The 19,095-nt window shown below is 41.9% G+C and carries 15 protein-coding genes; 12 read left to right on the forward strand and 3 right to left on the reverse strand.

Features of this window, described 5'->3' with window-relative positions; translation table 11 throughout:
* Positions 1 to 29 precede the first annotated feature (29 nt).
* The 4 genes from RRG12_RS03445 to RRG12_RS03460 all read left to right on the forward strand — a co-directional run bounded on the left by RRG12_RS03445 (position 30) and on the right by RRG12_RS03460 (position 6,117).
* Positions 30 to 893, forward strand: a complete 864-nt coding sequence (locus tag RRG12_RS03445) for an SWIM zinc finger family protein (RefSeq protein ID WP_420758359.1) — start codon at positions 30 to 32, stop codon at positions 891 to 893.
* A 1-nt stretch (position 894) separates the two neighbouring features.
* The gene (locus RRG12_RS03450; protein WP_420758360.1) at positions 895 to 5,106 is read left to right on the forward strand and encodes a DEAD/DEAH box helicase; all 4,212 of its coding nucleotides are present in this window, start codon (positions 895 to 897) and stop codon (positions 5,104 to 5,106) included.
* A gap of 169 nt (positions 5,107 to 5,275) precedes the next feature.
* Positions 5,276 to 5,860, forward strand: a complete 585-nt coding sequence (locus RRG12_RS03455; RefSeq protein ID WP_420758361.1) for a PEP-CTERM sorting domain-containing protein — start codon at positions 5,276 to 5,278, stop codon at positions 5,858 to 5,860.
* Positions 5,861 to 5,937: 77 nt separating this feature from the next.
* Positions 5,938 to 6,117: a ribbon-helix-helix domain-containing protein gene (locus RRG12_RS03460; protein ID WP_420758362.1), complete on the forward strand. Its 180-nt coding sequence runs from the start codon at positions 5,938 to 5,940 to the stop codon at positions 6,115 to 6,117.
* A gap of 143 nt (positions 6,118 to 6,260) precedes the next feature.
* On the opposite strand, the gene RRG12_RS03465 is transcribed toward RRG12_RS03460, so the two are convergent.
* Entirely contained in the window at positions 6,261 to 7,727 is a 1,467-nt protein-coding gene (locus RRG12_RS03465) for a PLP-dependent aminotransferase family protein (protein WP_420758363.1), read from the reverse strand.
* A 114-nt stretch (positions 7,728 to 7,841) separates the two neighbouring features.
* Here RRG12_RS03465 and RRG12_RS03470 point away from each other — a divergent pair, with 114 nt between their 5' ends.
* Entirely contained in the window at positions 7,842 to 8,516 is a 675-nt protein-coding gene (locus RRG12_RS03470; protein WP_069070571.1) for a pyridoxamine 5'-phosphate oxidase family protein, read from the forward strand.
* Positions 8,517 to 8,533: 17 nt separating this feature from the next.
* Here RRG12_RS03470 and RRG12_RS03475 read toward each other — a convergent pair whose 3' ends face one another.
* Positions 8,534 to 8,971, reverse strand: coding sequence for a hypothetical protein (locus RRG12_RS03475; RefSeq protein WP_420758364.1), 438 nt, complete (start codon positions 8,969 to 8,971; stop codon positions 8,534 to 8,536).
* 337 nt (positions 8,972 to 9,308) lie between these two features.
* Here RRG12_RS03475 and RRG12_RS03480 point away from each other — a divergent pair, with 337 nt between their 5' ends.
* Complete coding sequence (locus RRG12_RS03480) at positions 9,309 to 9,785, forward strand: hypothetical protein (RefSeq protein ID WP_256090979.1); 477 nt, start codon at positions 9,309 to 9,311, stop codon at positions 9,783 to 9,785.
* A 371-nt stretch (positions 9,786 to 10,156) separates the two neighbouring features.
* On the opposite strand, the gene RRG12_RS03485 is transcribed toward RRG12_RS03480, so the two are convergent.
* Entirely contained in the window at positions 10,157 to 10,444 is a 288-nt protein-coding gene (locus RRG12_RS03485) for a helix-turn-helix domain-containing protein (protein ID WP_420758365.1), read from the reverse strand.
* A gap of 517 nt (positions 10,445 to 10,961) precedes the next feature.
* On the opposite strand from RRG12_RS03485, the gene RRG12_RS03490 reads away from it, so the two are divergent.
* From RRG12_RS03490 to RRG12_RS03515, 6 genes are all read left to right on the forward strand, one after another.
* Positions 10,962 to 11,204: a transposase gene (locus tag RRG12_RS03490; RefSeq protein ID WP_420758366.1), complete on the forward strand. Its 243-nt coding sequence runs from the start codon at positions 10,962 to 10,964 to the stop codon at positions 11,202 to 11,204.
* 98 nt (positions 11,205 to 11,302) lie between these two features.
* Entirely contained in the window at positions 11,303 to 13,387 is a 2,085-nt protein-coding gene (locus RRG12_RS03495) for a B12-binding domain-containing radical SAM protein (protein ID WP_420758367.1), read from the forward strand.
* A gap of 711 nt (positions 13,388 to 14,098) precedes the next feature.
* A complete protein-coding gene (locus tag RRG12_RS03500; RefSeq protein ID WP_069070541.1) occupies positions 14,099 to 14,515 on the forward strand; it encodes an ester cyclase in 417 nt (138 codons plus the stop codon).
* Between the two features lie 72 nt (positions 14,516 to 14,587).
* Entirely contained in the window at positions 14,588 to 14,971 is a 384-nt protein-coding gene (locus tag RRG12_RS03505; RefSeq protein WP_069070540.1) for a nitrile hydratase subunit alpha, read from the forward strand.
* Between the two features lie 233 nt (positions 14,972 to 15,204).
* Positions 15,205 to 17,595 (forward strand): TOMM precursor leader peptide-binding protein, encoded by a 2,391-nt coding sequence (locus RRG12_RS03510; RefSeq protein WP_420758368.1) that lies wholly within the window; start codon positions 15,205 to 15,207, stop codon positions 17,593 to 17,595.
* A 21-nt stretch (positions 17,596 to 17,616) separates the two neighbouring features.
* On the forward strand, positions 17,617 to 19,095 hold the full coding sequence (locus RRG12_RS03515) for a SagB family peptide dehydrogenase (RefSeq protein ID WP_420758369.1): 1,479 nt from the start codon (positions 17,617 to 17,619) through the stop codon (positions 19,093 to 19,095).

Consider the following 19,095-nt stretch of genomic DNA (forward strand, 5'->3'; position numbering starts at 1 on the left):
GTAAGCTAAAAATAAAAGACTTGGGTGCTATGTCGATTCCAGAAATTTCTGAAGCAATAATACGTCATAACTCCAACGCTTCATCCTACAGTCGTGGTGAAGAATATTACCGTAGGGGGGCAATCGCTGAACTAAAAAAACGAGGTAATCTGATTCAGGCAGAGATAGAGGGTAGCGAAATTACACCATATCAAGTCAGTATTCGTTTTGATGCAGGTGGAATTACCTCAGCAAGTTGTACTTGCCCTTATAATTATGATGGTTGGTGCAAACATATCGTTGCCACCTTATTAAGCTGTTCGCGTCAGTCAGATAGGATTGAAGAACGTCCAACACTAGAACAATTATTAAATCGCCTCGATATTCTTCAAACTCAGCGATTACTGCAAGAACTGGTGGAAAATAGACCAGAAATAATTGATGATATTGATGAGTTTGTCAGTTTGATAGACTTACCAAAACCAAAAACAAAACAGCCTTCTACCCACCAAAGCAAAATTGACACATCACCTTTCCGCTCTCATGTCTTGCGGATTTTGCGGGATGGATTGAAAGAATTAGAGTATGGTTCAGAAGAAGACCCATTTACAGATGATTTGCTGGCTGTAATTGAGAAAGCGCGGGAGTTAGCAAAAAATGGAGATGGCAATAATGCGTTAGCGAAGCTTACCGAAGGTATCGCAATTCTCGAAACTCGCAGACGGGCAGAACCAATTATGGAACAAGGAAAAGCTGACCGTTATGACGCTGCGGTTAATTGGCTCAAAAAAGTAAAAGCTGCTTATATTCAACTAGGGCAAAAATCTGAATGGTCTGCTTATCGCTCCAAACTAGAAGCGGCTCATGGACGTAAACGTAAATTAATGGAATTATTGAAAGAACTAAATAAATAATATGACTACTTTTGAGCCGAATTCCACAATCCAACAAGCACTAATCGCAAGGAAATATTTCGAGTTACATCCTTCCATACAAAAAATTATCCAGTTGTTTTCGGTAATTTATGCACCGATAGACAAAAATTCATTCGTAAGTTGTCTTAGTAAAATTGACGCTTTAGATGAAAACAATAAACCTTGGGTTACTAAAACCCTCAGTTTCCAAATTGATAAATTGTTAAAAGCAGGCTTGTTAATACAGGAAAACAGGCAAGGTGCTGAATGTCATCCGTTACTCACAGAAATTGCTACTCGCCATGCTGTACAAACCGGACAGTTTGAAATCCTCGTCACAGCAGTAGAGGAGAAGCTACCAATACGTACTCACTGGAACAGAGATTCCCGAATTTTTTACAACTTACGCCAGTGTATCAGAGAAATCCGCATTGGTATTTATCGTCAAGACCTTAGTTTTATTAATCAGCAAATTGAAGCTTACCAAAAGTACGCTGATAGTGAAGAAAAAATAGTAATAGAAAATATCTTTGAGCAGATATACAATAATCCATTTGATGCAGATTGGTTTAACACCCTACCACAAGGATTATATGAAAGTGGTATATCTAGTATCCTCTTCAATTCAGCCTTAAAATTATCCGCTTCGGAAGATGCGTTGATGCTGCTAGAAGAAGAATGTTCTACACCTGGAAAACATTGCTCAGATTATCTACATCTGATTTTGACAGAACAACTGTTGTTACAAGGTTGTACCCAAGAAGCACAAGAAAGTCTGGAGCGGATATCAAATGAATATCAAAATAACGCTGCAATCTTTTGGGGTTGGTTAAGTTTTCTGCGGGATGATAATGAACAAGCCATCAAATATTATAAAGATGCCCTGAAAGCCATCAAAAAGGCTACAGGCAAACGCCAAATATATTTCAATACAATTGGGGGCTTATTTTTCATCCTCGCACTTTTAAAAGATGGTTCAGCGCAAAGCCTCAAAGAAGCAGAAGAGTACACCAGTTTGATGTCCCGTCAATCAGATCATTGGCTGAGGTTCACTTATGGCAGACTGAAAATGGTACTGCAAGTCCACCAAGGTGATATTACTCAAAAACAATTTGTAGTCAGTGGTCATATTTCTTCAGTGGAAGAAGAAAATAGCTTACAAACATTGTTTTGTTCGCTATGCCTTTACTGGATGGATGCTGAGAGTGCTAAAAAACGCTTACCTAATTTATTAGAACCATTGTATCGGCGATCGCTTGCCTCCGGTTATCACTGGTTGGCAATGGAAACCGCAGAACTCCTATCCCGACTCAAACCAAGTAGTAACTATAAACAACTTGCAGAGGCACTGCGAGAAGATAGCAATATCCAAACCATCATAGACTTAATTCGACCCCAAGAAGCTTGGGAAATGTGCCTCAATGCCTTAGCAAATCTCCAAAAAGAACCACAAACACCAGGAAAACCAGAATCCGAACTGCGTTTAGCATGGTTCATTACCTTCTATCCCAGCAGATGTATCTTACAACCACGAGAACAAAAAGTTAATGCCAAAGGAGAATGGAGTAAAGGTCGCCCCATAGCCCTCAAGCGTCTAAACAGTGCATTATCTGAGTTTGATTACATCACACCCCAAGATATGCGGGTATGTAGTTGTATTGAGGTATATAGTGAAGGCTATTACGGCAAAGTTGATTATACCTTCGGTGAAAAAGCCATCTCTGCTTTAATTGGACACCCGTTGGTTTTTTGGGAAGATACACCTACTATCCGTGTAGAAATTGTCAAGGGAGAACCGGAACTACTGGTTAAAAAAGGGAAACTTGATCGTCTCACCTTAGAATTTTCTCCCAAATTACCAGAATCACAAAATATTCTGCATATCAAAGAAACTCCAACCCGCATCAAAGTCATTGAAATTACTGCCGAACACAGACGCATTGCAGAGATTATTGGTATAGATAATAAATTAAATGTACCTGCGATCGCAGAGAAACAAGTTTTAGCAGCCATAAATGCTGTCTCTGGTATCGTTACCGTACATTCTGACATTGGTGGCGGTTCAGAAGGTGCAGAAGAAGTACCCGCCCAGACTCTACCCCATATTCATCTTTTACCTGCCAATGCCGGCTTGAAAATCAGCCTTTTGTCGCGCCCCTTTGCCCAAGGTGGCCCCTACTACCGTCCTGGTACAGGTGGTGAAACTGTAATTGCCGAGATTGACGGTAAACGTCTCCAAACCAGACGAAATCTGTCTGAAGAAAAGCAACTTGCCAAAGATGCTGTAGCCGCCTGCGCCACCTTGACTCAAACTGAAGAACAAGATGGTGAATGGATTATAGACGATCCCGAAGACTGTTTAGAACTGCTTCTAGAACTGCAAACACTGGGAAATAACGTAGTCATAGAATGGCCACAAGGAGAAAAACTGCGTGTTAGCCATAATGCCGACTTGAAAGACTTTAATTTATCAATTCAACGTCAGCAAGACTGGTTTGCAGCCACAGGGGAGTTGAAATTGAATAACGACCTAGTGCTAGATATGCAGCAACTACTAGAACTATTAGAGAAAACCCCCAGCCGTTTTATCCCCCTTGGTGATGGTCAATTTTTGGCTTTAACTCAAGCTTTTCGGAAACGCCTCGATGAATTGCGGATGTTTTCAGAAAAACATAGTAAAGGTATTCGTTTTCACCCATTGGCAACATTAGGGTTAGAAGATTTTGTCGATGAGGTCGGTAAGGTAAAAGCAGATAAACACTGGAAAACACATATCCAGCGTCTCAAGGAGGTGCAAAACCTCCAGCCGGAACTGCCATCTACGCTTCAAGCAGAACTACGTGACTACCAGATGGAGGGTTTTTGTTGGCTAGCGCGTCTGGCACATTGGGGTGTGGGAGCTTGTTTAGCAGACCAAATGGGACTCGGTAAGACCTTGCAGGCATTAGCTGTCATCCTCAGAAACGCCCATGAAGGGCCAACCCTAATTATTGCCCCAACTTCTGTGTGTATGAATTGGGTGAGTGAAGCGCAGAAGTTTGCCCCAACTCTCAATATTATTCAATTTTCTGGTGCTAACCGCCAAAAATTATTGGATGGTTTACAACCTTTAGATATGTTGGTATGCAGTTATGGTTTATTACAGCAGGAAGAAGTAGCGCAAATGCTTGCTCAGATACAGTGGCAAACTATTGTCCTAGATGAAGCCCAGGCGATTAAAAATATGACCACTAAACGTTCTCAGGCAGCGATGAACCTAAAATCTAATTTTAAGTTGCTGACTACTGGGACTCCCATTGAAAATCACCTGGGTGAGTTATGGAATTTGTTCCGCTTTATTAATCCTGGGTTATTGGGTTCTTTTGAAAGCTTTAATCAACGCTTTGCTACCCCCATTGAAAAATATCAGGATAAACTTGCACGTAATAAACTCAAAAAACTGATTCAACCATTTCTGTTGCGACGGACAAAAAATCAGGTATTAGAAGAGTTACCATCTCGTACCGAAATTCTCCTTCATGTAGAGTTAAGTCGAGAGGAAAAGGCATTCTATGAAGCGTTGCGCCGTCAAGCAATATCTAAACTGACCGAAAGTGATGCAGAAGCAGGAAAGAAACATTTGCAGGTTTTAGCTGAGATTATGAAATTGCGTCGCGCTTGCTGTAATCCCAGCCTCGTTATGCCTGATACTGAATTACCTAGTTCCAAGTTACAACTTTTTGGTGAGGTGCTAGGTGAACTGCTGGAAAATCGTCATAAGGCGTTAGTGTTTAGTCAGTTTGTTGACCATTTGCACATTATCAGAGATTATCTGGATCAGCAAGGTATTAATTATCAATATTTAGATGGCAGTACTTCAGTGGCAGAGCGCAAAAAACGGGTAGATGCATTTCAAGCTGGTTCAGGAGATGTCTTTCTGATTAGTCTCAAGGCGGGTGGTACAGGACTGAATCTGACTGCGGCTGATTACGTGATTCATACAGACCCTTGGTGGAATCCCGCCGTGGAAGATCAAGCCTCAGACCGCGCCCATCGCATTGGGCAACAACGCCCAGTTACTATTTATCGTCTAGTAGCAAAGGATACTATTGAAGAAAAGATTGTGCAATTGCATCAGCACAAGCGAGATTTGGCAGACAGCCTCTTGGAAGGTGCTGATATCAGTGGCAAGATTTCGACGGAAGTATTGTTACAGTTGATTACCGAAAGTTAAGCTGTCAACCCCTTCTCTGCGAGACGCTACGCGAACGGGGAATTCAAAATTCATAATTTTGAACCCCATAAATAAATTTAGGGGCTTGAGAAAAGGACACCTTTTTCCTGTCTACGAGACAAGGATGTGATAGCATACCTTCAACAAATTTAAATAGCATGACCAATACATGAATCAAGTTCGACTCCCCAAAGTTAGCGTCGCCGTGATTGGTTTGGTAGTTGCAAGCGTATTTCATGCTACTCCCGTACTGGGAGCGATTCTAACTAGACAAGAATTTTCAGGTGATTTTACCTTAGTCGATGCTACTAGCCCATTCCTTACGAACTCTTTGCCAAAAGAGAGCGAATATTCTGGATTCGTGGTTTACTCAGAGTCCGGGACTTTGAGCGATTGGGAGCTATCCGTCAACAATCTAAACTTGAATTTGAATCCAGGATCTACTAATGGTGGGAACTTAACCCCAGATGTTGATTTTGAGCTTGGTTCTGGGTCGAATTGGAATTTAGTAGTTGATTTTGGCATTGCTTTTGATGCTCCAAGATATACCTTAGAAAAAACTTCAAGCTCTGAAATTAGCTTGACGGGTGAAGTCGGACGGGCAGGAACATACATCTATCAAGATTCTGCTGCCAATATTACCCTGAGTTCTTCATCTACATCAGTACCAGAACGTACTTCCCTAGTAGGTCTATTGTTTGGAGTTGGTGCAATTGCCTCCCGATTTTCACGCTTACCCAACCGACCGACATAATCCAGATAGCGACCGGGAATTTAGGATTGATGGAAACTGTCAGCTAAAATAATAAGGTTAGTTATGCAGGAGCGCCAATGAATATCAGTATTAATATACCTGATGAGGTGCGCGTTTATGTAGAGGCACAAGTGATGTCAGGTGCTTACAGCAGCATTGGCGAATATTTTCTCTCATTGGTACAGCAAGACCAAAAACGCAAGGTACAAGTGAAGTTAGAAGGACTTTTGAAAGAAGGTATTGATGGAGAAGGGTAGGAAGTAACACCAGAATATTGGCAAAACCTGCGTTCTACCGTTTTAGGTCAGAACAGCATGGGCAACCCAAACGATACATGAGCTATCGATTAATTGTCAAAGACCGGGCAACGCAAGATTTGCGACATCTGGCAAATTACATATTAGTCAATTAGTATTACCTGAGCTAGTCGGCGTACTCCCTCTTGAATTTTCTGCTCATTGAGTTCAGCATATCCTAAGATAAATTCGCTACCAGGGCTATGTTTTAAATATTGAGGATACGCTGCCCCAATACTTACGCCAGCAAGAGCAGCAAGGTGGACTATTTTGTCATCAGTGAGTTCAGTATTGATTTTGACCATCAGGTGCATTCCGGCATTTTCCCCAGATATTTCAATTTTGTCACCGAAATAAGAAAACAAAGACTGCACCAAAGTCTGCCTGCGTTGGTCGTAGAGCGCACGCATCCGTCTAATATGGCGTTCTAAATGTCCTTCGGTAATAAAATCAGTCAGGGCGTACTGTTCTAACAAACTACATTGCCGATCTGCGAGCCATTTTGCACGAGCAAATATATGCACTAAATTCTGTGGTAAAACTAAATAACCAAGACGCAAAGCCGGAAATAGTACTTTAGAGAATGTACCCAGATAGATCACTGAGTTAGCTTGGTCTAATCCTTGCAATGCTGGTATGGGACGCTCACCATAACGATACTCGCTGTCATAGTCATCTTCAATAATCATCGTCCCTGATTTGTGCGCCCAAGCTAATAACTCTAACCTGCGAGAAAGAGATAACGTAGCACCTGTAGGAAATTGATGAGATGGAGTGACATAAACGAATTTAATGTTAGGGATGATATTTGTTGTTAGGCTACTGACTATTAAGCCAGATTGATCTACAGATATAGGGAATAGACTAGCTCCCTGTGCCAAAAAAGCTCGTCTAGCGCTTAAATAACCTGGTTCTTCCACTGCTATCCAATCACCACGGTCAATTAATACACGTGTAATCAAGTCAAGTCCCTGCTGTGAACCAGCAACAATAATGATTTGCTCTGGCTTACACTTAACTGCTCTGGAGCGTGACAGATAGTCAGCGATCGCCTCTTTTAGAGGTTGATATCCCATAGAGTCATAAGTATAGTCAAGCACGTATCGACTAAAGCGGCAATGGCGAGACAAGAGCTTACGCCACAAGTCTATTGGGAATTGATCAAAAGCTGGTCGCCCATAACTAAAGCTAATTTCTACTTCTGCTTCTGGTAGGTGTAAAAAAGCTCGATCGCTCAAACTTTCGCCATAAGTTGATAAGGATATTGAAGAATGAGGTAGTTGTGATTTTGGCTCAATCGGTGTGATATTTAGTAATTCATCAGGGAGTTGACGACAGACAAATGTTCCCGATCCGACAATTGTTTCTAGATAACCTTCACTTAGGAGCATCTCATAACTTTGGGTAACAGTGGTGCGGGAAACACTAAGCAATTGAGCAAGGGTTCGCGTTGAAGGCAGTTTTTTTCCTGGGGTTAATCTTCTCGAAAGAATAGCCTGACGTAGTTGGGCGTAAACTTGACGATACAAAGGTAAAGCTGCTTTTAGGTCAATACTAATAACAAAATCCATTCGGGTTAGGAATTACAAATGAGATAAGTGGACTGGTAATTTATTCAAAAAGTGGCACTTGTATCATTCCACTTACCTGATTACTCTAACGATATAGAGTATAAATTTCCAGCCATGCCTCAACAAAAAGCCTCTAGCCAAAGAACAACAGTTAAACGCGTACCCCAACGAGCAAACTATGAAAGCGACACCATTTATCAAATATTGGATGAAGGATTAGTCTGCCATGTAGGTTTTGTCGCAGATGGACAGCCTTTTGTGATCCCTACAGCCTATGGACGAGTTGAGGATACCTTATATATCCACGGTTCACCTGCTAGTCGAATGCTGCGAACCCTGCAACAAGGTATTGATGTTTGCGTAACAGTGACTTTAATTGATGGGTTAGTATTGGCACGCTCGGCGTTTCACCACTCAATGAATTATCATTCAGTAGTTGTATTTGGAAAAGCAACACTGGTCGAAGATGCAGAGCAAAAATTAGCTGCCTTGAAAGCATTTACAGAACACGTTATTCTTGGACGGTGGTCGCAAGTGCGATCGCCTTGCCATAACGAATTAGCCAGAACTATAGTCCTATCTTTACCGCTCACAGAAGCATCAGCAAAGATTCGCACTGGTGGGCCCATTGATGATGAAGCGGATTATCAAATACCTGTATGGGCAGGAGAAATTCCCTTAAAATTGACAGCGGCTGTACCCATAAACGATCCCAAATTACATCCACATATTGAAGTACCTGCAAATCTGAGCAACTACGCTAGACCACAAAAACTTATTCAATATTAAGCGGGAGCTTTATTGGTCTAAGCCGCTTTGAGCCAATCACAGACCACAGACTTACACCCCCAAGCAAAGTTAACCCAAACTTGCCACTGCCCCAGGTATGCGTTCCAGTAAGGCTCACCATCAGCAACGCCAACAGCCTCGCCAACCTTGGACATTAACTCGCTGTAGGAAGAGCCAATACTGTCCAAGCCTTGCTGCAATTTCAGTTTCAGCCCTTTCCAGGCTTGTCCTTGGGGGCTGGACACTACCTCTTCTAATATTTGAGAGGTTGTGTCAATCACTGGTGTCGATAAAACTATATTATTAGTGACTGACACCAACTCACTGTAGGATGCTTCATCCCGATTTAACCACTGCCCAAAAATCGAATCATGCTGGTCATCAGGGGCAACAAACTGATAAACACACTCCCGATTTTCACGCTTGCCCAACCGACCAACATAAGCCAATTTCAAATCAATCTTTGCAAGTAGTTTCTGAGCGATGCCTTCGGCAACCCGAAGCGGGAACGCAATCGGTGTGTGTTTTTCAGAAATGGAAACATTCAGGTAATTTTTGATAACGTGCCGATGCTTGTCATAGACATTTTATATACGGGGATGTAGAGACAATGCTAAAGCCGAAAAAGCAACAAGGATGATTACCGCAGATGCCAATATGAAATATGCAAACCAGCCAATGAAAAACCCCAACCTCAGCAAAAGGTTTGGGGAATTAATATCAATTTAATCACACCCCCATCATGGCACAACTCGATATTCGTTCAAGCACTGTTCCGCTAGAGGTGGAATAATGACTAAACCAACCTCTAAGCGCAAAAAAGCCACCTCTGCCGTATCCAGTGACAGCACACCAACTGATGACCTTGTAGAAGAGGATATCTCCCTTGAAGAAAACCCAGGTTCAGCAACAATTACGGTTACTGCTGTTGAAGTTCCAGAGTTGACAGAAGAAGAACTGCGCGATCGCCAACACTTGGAACGCAAAGTGGAGAGAGCAGTTTTTGAAGCGGGGAAGGCACTGGCGGAATTACGCGATCGCAGACTGTACCGTTCGACGCATAAAACATTTGAGGAATATTGCCGGGAGAGATTTGCTCATAGTCGTCGCCAGTCTTATCTTTTAATGGATGCGGCTGTTGTTTTTGATAACTTGGTTGAAATTTGTGATCAATTTGATCACAAATTGCCCACAGCAGAGGGACAAGTTCGACCCATGACAAAGCTTGAACCCCAGGAACAGCAGGAAGCATGGCTAAGAGCAGTATAAGTTACTGGCTCTAAAGTGCCAACTGGTAGAATCGTCAAAGATGTGGTGCAAAGGATTATGGAGCGAACCCAAGTACCCAATACTTACCAAATCGGCGAAGTCTGCCAAATCCTTGCTAAGGACAATCCTGATCTGAGAGGCAAAGGTGGGTGCTGGGCTATTGTCAGCGCAGTGAATGACTTTAGTTGCAGCGTGAGAATGTGGGATGGTGAGTATACCGTTGGATTGCAGTATCTCAAGCCGTACAACTACTTGCCTGCCGAGTGTGAGCAGATGCAGGTAATTTGCGATCGCATCAGTCGAGTGTATTCAGATTCACTAGAGGAGACAGTCAAAAGTCTGTTGCAGTCGTCGGGGAAGGTGAATCGACCTTATCTAACAGGGCAAAGCCCAACGCATAACTCTGAAAGCAACAAATCATTTTTCTCTTCCACCCAAGACTTAATCAGGCTAAGATGTTCGTTTTGAATTGTTGGCTTTTGGTATCCCCCACGTTGTTTCGCCTCAATTTCTCCATTTTGGCGATACTGACGTAGTAGATTTCGTACAAATGACAAGCTGACCTTGAATCTTTGAGCTAAATGGCGTTGAGAGCCATCATGAGCTTCCCACGCTGCAATCACACGACGACGCAAATCCTCTGAGTAAGATACTGGCATCGAATCAAACAATTACTTCATGTCTAGTTTACCTGACTTGTGGTTCAATTACTTGAAAATAGCTGTAAGGCATTAATTCCTTTCACCTTTCAAAAATGAGCGAACGTACAGCAGTTATAGAACCGGGGGACTTAAACCCACCGAATTTGTTAATTATTGCTTAACTATCATTGTATTAACAGCTTATAAGATGTATATTTTTATGGTATTAGCTCTATATCATCGGGTTGATTCTCAATTTTCAAGTCTTATCTAGAGAAATTCAACAAAGAAAGGAAAAAGAAATGCCTAAAAATGTCTATTAGTATTGATTCCAGGATTATTAGGAACTAAGTTAAAAACGCCTAAATGATTTCTGCTGTATCCGCAAGACTTACAGTAAGGTTTTCTTTGCTTAACTTTTGATTTATTTAATGAATTAGCTCCAAGTCATGGAAAATTGATGGGGGTAAAGACGCAGAAGAAGAGGAAGAAAACATAAATGTGCAATCTATATTATCAAATAACGATTTGATCGGTGTTTCATCTACCAGGACGACAAACACAAGGATTTTTAGAAGCACTATTTATGATCGTGAGTATTGAGCTAGAAGTACCGGATCGCTCTATGATGTCCCGTCGTTTAAACAAACTATCTTTGGAACTACCGATAGTTCCAAAGAATAAGGTTATTCATGTAGTAGTGGATTCAACTGGAGTTGTGGTACTTAATCGCATGATTCAGTCGGACAAGCCAGACAACTACAAAGTTGAAGACTAATAATCTACTCTACGGAGAGAAGGTGTACCTTTTTTAATTCATGTAACAACACCATTACACACCATTCAAACACAGAATTAACAAGGGAGTAGAGAAATATGCTGTCTGTCAAGAGTAAAACCGTTCTGGTGAGCCAGCCACCATTAGTTGAGATGGGGTTGCCATACCTGCCCATAATGTGGGGTATTTTTAAGACTTATTGGGAGAACTACGGTACTGGAAAAGACTATGTACGTTGGCTTTCGCCAATCAACCAAGTAGCAGAGGTTTCAACCCTTCTGCGTCCTTATCAGGATACCTCAATAGATGTGTTAGTACTAAGTTGTTACATCTGGAATTGGAAGTTGCAATGCCTAATTGCACAGCAAATCAAAGCTCTCCACCCACAATGTTTAATAATCGCTGGAGGACCAGAACCAGATTACAAAGATGTAGATTTCTTTAAGAAATATCCTTATATCGATATGGTTGCAGTCAAGGATGGAGAAATCACATTTACCAAGATTCTCAAAAAAGTCCTTGAATATGACGACACTGGTGAACTGATCGCTAATAAAAACTTATTTGGAGATATTTCTGGACTTTATCTCCCAGGAACCGACGGAAAAGGACATATTTACACCGGGCCGACTGAGATACCAACGGAATTCTACCATAGCCCTTATATTGAGCAAAGCGCCTACTATCAAGAGATGCTTAGTTCTATTAGTAGTGATGTCATTGTCATTTGGGAAACCAATCGCGGTTGTCCATACAAATGCAGCTACTGTGATTGGGGTTCTAATACGATGTCAAAAATTCGGCAATTACCGATGGAGAGGATCAAAGCCGAGATCGAATGGTTTGGACAAATGAAAATCGGCTTTGTCATGTCAGCTGACGCCAACTTTGGGATGTTACCAAGGGATATGGAAATTGCGGATCTCCTGATTGCTGCTAATAAAAAGTACGGTTTTCCTAAATATTTTTCTTACAACACGGCTAAAAATAATCCAGACAGAGCGTTGACAATTGCTAAGAAGTTTCTCAATACTGGTCTTTTGTCAGCCCATGTGCTATCTATCCAACACACAAATCGAGAAGTCTTAGCCGCTACCAACCGTTCCAATATTTCTACACAAAAACAGTACGAAGTCGCACGGCAACTTATGGAGGATGGTATACCAGTCTATGTTCAACTAATTTTAGGAATTCCTGGAGACAAATACGAGTATTGGAAAGCTTGTTTTTCAGATTTGATGGAATGGGGAATCCACACGTATTATTGGGTTTTTCCTTATAATTTACTACCGAACGCACCAGCAGCAGAACCAGATTATATTCAAAAATGGGAAATTGAAACAGTCGATCGCTACGTTTTATTGAATCATGGTATGCGTCTGCGGGGGCCATTTGATCCCTTGACAACAAAATCCCGACTCATCGTCAAGACGAAGACATTTTCATCTGATGATTGGGTGAAAATGAATACCTATGCGGCTTACATTAAGTCCCTACACAATTGTAGTGTGACGCAGTTAATCGCCATCTATCTCAGGTTTACCCACAATATTCCTTACGATCGGTTTTACAATGATTTATTTGATAACTTTATCCAACAGATAAATCCTGCTAGAAACTGGTATCAAGCAGTGCAGGAAAATTATCAGGCCTATTTGGCAAATGATGATGCGATCGCTTTTATGGATATTTCCCAATTTCCTCAATTTGAATACCAAATAGAACCTAGTCATTGGATATTCATTCAAATCTGTTTACAACTTGAATATTTTTTCAACACGCTAAAAGAATATTTATTGCAGAGATATCCGGACTTTCGCAATCTAGAAAGTGTTGTTGAATACCAAAAACAATTGATTGTATTACCAAGTTATGATAAGAGCAAAGGAAAAATATTCACCACCAACTTTGATTGGATAACTTACTTCACGACAGCACGTCGTCTTGTTTCATATACTCCATTAGCACAACCGCAATGTATTCCCAATACGGTGATTAAAGTCAGCGATGTATCTTGGACAGACGAAGGTTTAACATTACCTTTTAATTGGGGAAATGGCAATGAAGAAGAACGATGGATTAAATGGTTTCATACTATGGTTTTTGGACGTAATTCCAGCTATAAAAACAACTTTCAAATACTTGAGATTCAGCAACAGAATGCTTTGGTTGCTCACGGTTGAACAAATAATTACTAATTCGCAATTCGTAAGCAACTTGCCGTTGTGGTACTTTGCGTCGATAATGCAGTGAAGCGCAAGTCTTCTTTTGTCAGAGACGTTGTAAAAACGAGGGTCTGGCAAACTCGCTAACGCAAGTTTGCGAGCGTAAATCGAAGGGTAATTCTTAATTAATAGGGTGCAATACTCCACCAAAATATCTAATGTGGTGGTAGTTATTTTTATTTAATTTTTGTCACTAATTCCAATAAAATGACGCTTTATTTTCAGTTTTAACTGTTATGGAGGGTCTAATTTAATTTGCTGTTTTATTCGTAAACGAATTGGAAAAAGTTTAACTTTTTTTTATTTTTTTTATTTCATCTCGTGTCACCCATTGCAGGTAAGATGATGAGCATGGGTTTTAATTTAGTAAGGGAACTGAATATTTATTGTCATTAGATGCAATATTTACTTTTATTTGCACACAAATTTCTATAATTTAGTGCAGATAATATTCCTTTACTAAAGGAAAATTCCATAAGTTGAAATTAGAAAATAAGGATTGCAATTGATACCAGTCCTGTATGATTATGCGCCTATAGAGCTTGCCCAAAAATAGACACTATTTGGGCAATTCCTAAATTGCTTTGAAGTGAAAAAAAGCGCAATATTACAGGAATTGGTATAAGCAAATTGTTCAAATCGTGTAATTTTTCAAAAGGAGTAAAAATCATGTCAAATCCAGAAGCAAACATGAAGATTATGTCTCGTTATATAGAAGCCTTAACCAAAGGTGACTACAAGACTTTAGAAGAATTACTCTGTGATGAACTGGAACACAATCTCAGTCGCAGCGGTATGGATGTCAGTATATCAGGGAGCGCAGATGCGGTTAATGCTGCTAGACAAGCAGGCCCCATTGATGTGAAAGTTCATGATGTATTTGCGAGTGGAGATAAAGTAGTTGGACGGTATAGCTACACAATTTCCAGCGATGTTGTTCCTAATGCACAACCAGGAAAAACAACAGAAGTTTCCGGGATTGTAATCACTCGTATAGCAAATAACGAAATCGTTGAAGTATGGCATGAGCAAGATGCACTGGGGATGCATCTTGCCTTTGGACTAGTTCCTCAACCAGTCGCTTAACGAAATCGTTTCTTTGCATCCCTTGTTACAAGATTCAACCCAACACAACCAAAACATCAAAAGAGAGACAGTATGGAAACCGCAACCTTGTTTGTAGAAAAAGAAGCTACGAAAGATGCACAGAAAGTAATCAGTCAAGTTTCAGCAATGGCTATGGTGGACGAAGAGTTCAAAAGCCGTTTGGTATCGGAACCGACATCTGTACTTGAGGAATACGGTTTAGAGATACCATCGGATATGAAAATCGAAATTCGCAAGTCTTTTGAAGAAATACCAGCTGAACGCAACTCACATACTCTCTATCTCGTCATCCCCCAGACTGATGAATTGTCACATGAAGACTTGTCGATGGCTATATATGCAGCTGCTAGTTGCCAAACAACTGCAAGTTCAGCTTGCACAACACCTTCATGTCTTTCCTCAGCTTCCACAGCATCGTCAAACAGCTGTAGTTAATGCTTAGAAGCAGAATTGAGAATTTAGAATGCGATCAAATGACGGTTTGAATCGTCACCTGATTGTAGACCTCGAAATCTGCGATTTGCTAAATCATTCATACACAATTCCTCCTTAATTCAGTGTTGCTGAATCAAGGGACAATTTTTGTGGGATGAGCATCTTGCCCATCCAGAAATACAAGGAATAGGCTTTGTGTCCCATCCCACAAAAGCAATGAAAGGGAACTGAGGTTGCAAGATCCCCCACTTCTTCAAGAAGTTGGGGATCTAACTACCGCTAACCCCTCATTCCCCGTTTCCGCCCCAGAAGGGCTTGGTAAATATGCAACGCCCAATCGTAATAGTTGCAAAATCCAGGATCGTGCATTAATGATTAAACAACCCAAACTGAAGAGCCACCTACACGTTGAAATTGTTGGCAATGACAAGGTTCTCTTGATTGCAGAAGGTCGTTATTTCGCCTTGTCTGGTCGTGTGTATGCCCGAATCATGCCTCTGATTGATGGGCAACGTCACACCGAGCAGATTGTTGACAAACTACAAGACGAATTTTCGCAGACTGAAATATACCATGCTCTGCTGATTTTAGAGCGTAACGGTCATATTGAAGAGTCATTCACAGGTCTACCAGACTCGATCGCAGCATTTTGGAATACATTCGGGGTAGACACGCAAACCCTCGCCAAAGTCTTGGCTGCTAAAACTGTGAGTGTGACTTGCTTTGGTGACGTTCCCAAGGAAGAATTTCTGACTCTTTTAGAAAAACTCTATATCCGTATAGCACCTATAGAAACTGCCCAGTTCTCAGTTGCACTTGTTGACGATTATCTTCAAGATGGTTTAGAGGAGTTTAACCAACATACCCTAAAACTTGGCAGACCTTGGTTAATTGCTAAACCGAACGGTATTTACTCTTGGATAGGGCCGTTATTCCAACCTGGAGAAACCGGTTGTTGGGCCTGTCTGGCTCAAAGATTGCGTAACAATTACGAAGTCGAAGAGTTTGCACGACGGATTAACAAACGAATTCATCCCTACCCTGCTTTAGCATCCTTACCTGCAACCATGAACATGGGTTTAAGTATGGCTGCAATTGAGGTAGCAAAATGGTTAGTCTTGGGTGAGAATACGACACTCAAGAATAAATTAATCACATTTGATACAGGTAGGCTGCAAATACAAGAACATACAGTTGTACGCCGTCCCCAGTGTCTAGAATGTGGAGATGCAGAATATCAAGCATCTCGATCGCCAAGTGCTGTTGTGCTGAATAGCGTATGCAAAACTTTTGTTGCAGATGGTGGACATCGCGCTGTATCCCCAGAAGAAACACTCAAAAACAACAAACATCACATTAGTCCACTGACTGGAATCGCTAAAAGTTTAATTCGCGTTACAGACCAAGACAATTCACCTTTGCACGTCTACATGTCTGGGCATAACATGGCAGTACGCTATGACTCATTTCAAAAACTACGGCGTCACATTCGGGGTTCTTCTTGTGGCAAAGGAATTACCGATGCACAAGCCCAAGCCAGCGCCCTTTGCGAGGCAATTGAACGCTATTCCGGCGTTTTTCGCGGTGAAGAAATTCGGCGCAAAACCAGTGCTGATGCTTTAGGGACACAGGCTATCAACCCACAAGACTGTATGCTCTTTAGTGAAGCCCAGTATCGCGATCGCGACGAATGGAACGCCCGCGATCGCCGTTTAGATATGATTCCTCTAGCCTTTGACCAAGAAGCCGAAATTGACTGGACTCCGCTGTGGTCATTGACACACAAAGAATTCCGCTATTTACCCACTAGCTACTGTTATTACAGCTACCCTTCATTGCCAAAGCATTTCTTCTGCTTACCAGATTCTAATGGTTCTGCTGCTGGCAATACCAAAGAAGAAGCAATTCTCCAAGGCTTTATGGAGCTAGTAGAACGAGATAGCGTTGCTACATGGTGGTATAACCAATTACGAAAACCAGCAGTTGACCTCGATAGCTTTGACGATCCATACATTCAAAATTTAAGGCAGTACTACCATAGTATTCATCGAGAGCTTTGGGTTCTCGATTTAACAAACGACCTTGACATTCCAGCATTTATAGCAATTTCTCGCCGTATCGATCGCCCCTTGGAAGATATCATCTTTGCACCTGCGGCACATTTTGACCCCAGACTAGGTATTGTGCGTGCATTAACAGAATTAAATCAAATGTTACCTGGTGTCTCTACCAGCAAACCTGATGGTACAGGCTACAGCTATGACGATCCAGAAGCAATCCAATGGTGGCGCACAGCTACACTAGCAAACCAACCATATCTTGCACCGTGCGATCGCATTTTGCCCCGGCGACGCAGCGATTACAAATCAGCTCAAACCGACGATTTACGAGACGACATTTTGCTTTGTCAGTCAGTTGTTGAGCGCCTGGGGTTGGAAATGCTCGTTTTAGATCAGACTCGGCCGGACATTGGCTTATCTGTGGTCAAAGTAGTGGTTCCAGGTCTGAGACATTTTTGGGCGCGTTTCGCACCAGGGCGTCTGTACGACGTTCCAGTAAAAATGGGATGGCTGACCGAACCAATTTCTGAAACAGCACTTAACCCCGTGGCTATCTTTATCTAAAAGTTTAGAGAATTTTATGCAATGGCACTTAATACACTCAGCAAGTCTCTAAGCAACTCATTACAAGTTGCGCTGCGAAAGGAATTGATTTTGCAGGATCAGCCAGATGCAAGTCTTTGTATTAGCTCTGCATTTGGTCAACTCACTTTCAAGTGCTTGACACCAGGCTTACGAGCCGCATTTACTACCTTGAAAGAGGGTAAAGCAACTGTAGATGAATTAAGCGAGTCGGTTTTAACTACTGACGGCGGTGAAGCGCTGACCCGATTCTATTACCACTTTGACCAACTTCTGACACGAGGCTGGCTGCAACATACAGTGGTTGCTAGTGGAGTAGCGATCGCCACGATTGTGTCTATCAGTCCTAGCTACCGCTTTCATTGGCGAGATTTAGACCTCGATCGACCCTATCAACTTTCTCGCTTCGCTTATTGCCGACGCGAAGACGAACATCTAGTACTTGAGTCTCCTGTCGGTCATACACAGATTATCTTACATGATTGGCGAGCTACAGCTTTAATTGCACTGCTGGCACAACCGCAATCCATACGCCAATTGAGAGGATATTTGGCAGGTATTAATGATGAAGTTGTTGCAGGTTGCTTGCAACTTTTGTTAAATGCAGAAGCGTTGACAACTGTCTTTGCAGATGGAGGAGATAGCGAAGATAGTAATTTGACCTTGGCACAATGGGACTTCCACGATCTAGTCTTTCACAGTCGCAGTCGTTACGGTCGGCACGCCAATTTGTTTGGAGCTAACTTTCGTCACATTAACCGAATTCAACCATTGCCAGCAGTCAAACCATCTCCTGAAGGCCCAAAAATCGACCTTTATCAACCAGAACTTGCACAACTGCAAGCTAATGACCCACCACTGGGCTATGTGATGGAAACACGGCGTTCCGTGTACACTTACGACACAAAACCGATTACGCTACAGCAGTTAGGTGAATTTCTTTATCGGGTTGCACGAGTACGAACTCTCAGTGAAATTTCAGTTCAGGCTGCTAATGGATATGGAAAAGAGGTAATGCAAGTCAGTAGCCGCCCCTATCCGGCTGGGGGTAAATGTTACGATTTGGAGTTTTATCTGACGATCGATCAGTGCGAGGGATTACCGAGCGGATTGTATCATTATGAGCCATTGCAGCATCAACTAACTCGGCTGCGGGAGCGCGATCGGTTCGTAGAGTCATTGTTAAACTATGCAATCATCGCGGCACGGCAAAGCAATCCCCAGGTATTGATTACACTGGCTGCTAGGTTCCAACGAATTTCTTGGAAGTATGATGCGATCGCTTATGCCACAACACTAAAACACGTGGGTGTAGTTTACCAAACCATGTACTTAGTAGCAACAGCCATGAACCTCGCTCCTTGTGCTTTAGGCAGCGGTGACTCTGACATGTTTGCTGCGGCGGCGAAGACAGACTATTTTGCAGAAACCTCAGTGGGTGAATTTATCTTAGGAAGTTTACCAAAACCTCACCAATCATAA

This window comes from Nostoc sp. CALU 546 (assembly GCF_048836525.1).

Bases quoted from the DNA above. Each gene is read 5' to 3' on its own strand.
- RRG12_RS03445 (WP_420758359.1), top strand. From the start codon at position 30: ATGTCGATTCCAGAAATTTCTGAAGCAATAATACGTCATAACTCCAAC.
- RRG12_RS03505 (WP_069070540.1), top strand. From the start codon at position 14,588: ATGGAAACCGCAACCTTGTTTGTAGAAAAAGAAGCTACGAAAGATGCA.
- RRG12_RS03485 (WP_420758365.1), bottom strand. From the start codon at position 10,444: ATGCCAGTATCTTACTCAGAGGATTTGCGTCGTCGTGTGATTGCAGCG.
- RRG12_RS03455 (WP_420758361.1), top strand. From the start codon at position 5,276: ATGAATCAAGTTCGACTCCCCAAAGTTAGCGTCGCCGTGATTGGTTTG.
- RRG12_RS03465 (WP_420758363.1), bottom strand. From the start codon at position 7,727: ATGGATTTTGTTATTAGTATTGACCTAAAAGCAGCTTTACCTTTGTAT.
- RRG12_RS03515 (WP_420758369.1), top strand. From the start codon at position 17,617: ATGGCACTTAATACACTCAGCAAGTCTCTAAGCAACTCATTACAAGTT.
- RRG12_RS03460 (WP_420758362.1), top strand. From the start codon at position 5,938: ATGAATATCAGTATTAATATACCTGATGAGGTGCGCGTTTATGTAGAG.
- RRG12_RS03500 (WP_069070541.1), top strand. From the start codon at position 14,099: ATGTCAAATCCAGAAGCAAACATGAAGATTATGTCTCGTTATATAGAA.
- RRG12_RS03470 (WP_069070571.1), top strand. From the start codon at position 7,842: ATGCCTCAACAAAAAGCCTCTAGCCAAAGAACAACAGTTAAACGCGTA.
- RRG12_RS03480 (WP_256090979.1), top strand. From the start codon at position 9,309: ATGACTAAACCAACCTCTAAGCGCAAAAAAGCCACCTCTGCCGTATCC.
- RRG12_RS03495 (WP_420758367.1), top strand. From the start codon at position 11,303: ATGCTGTCTGTCAAGAGTAAAACCGTTCTGGTGAGCCAGCCACCATTA.
- RRG12_RS03450 (WP_420758360.1), top strand. From the start codon at position 895: ATGACTACTTTTGAGCCGAATTCCACAATCCAACAAGCACTAATCGCA.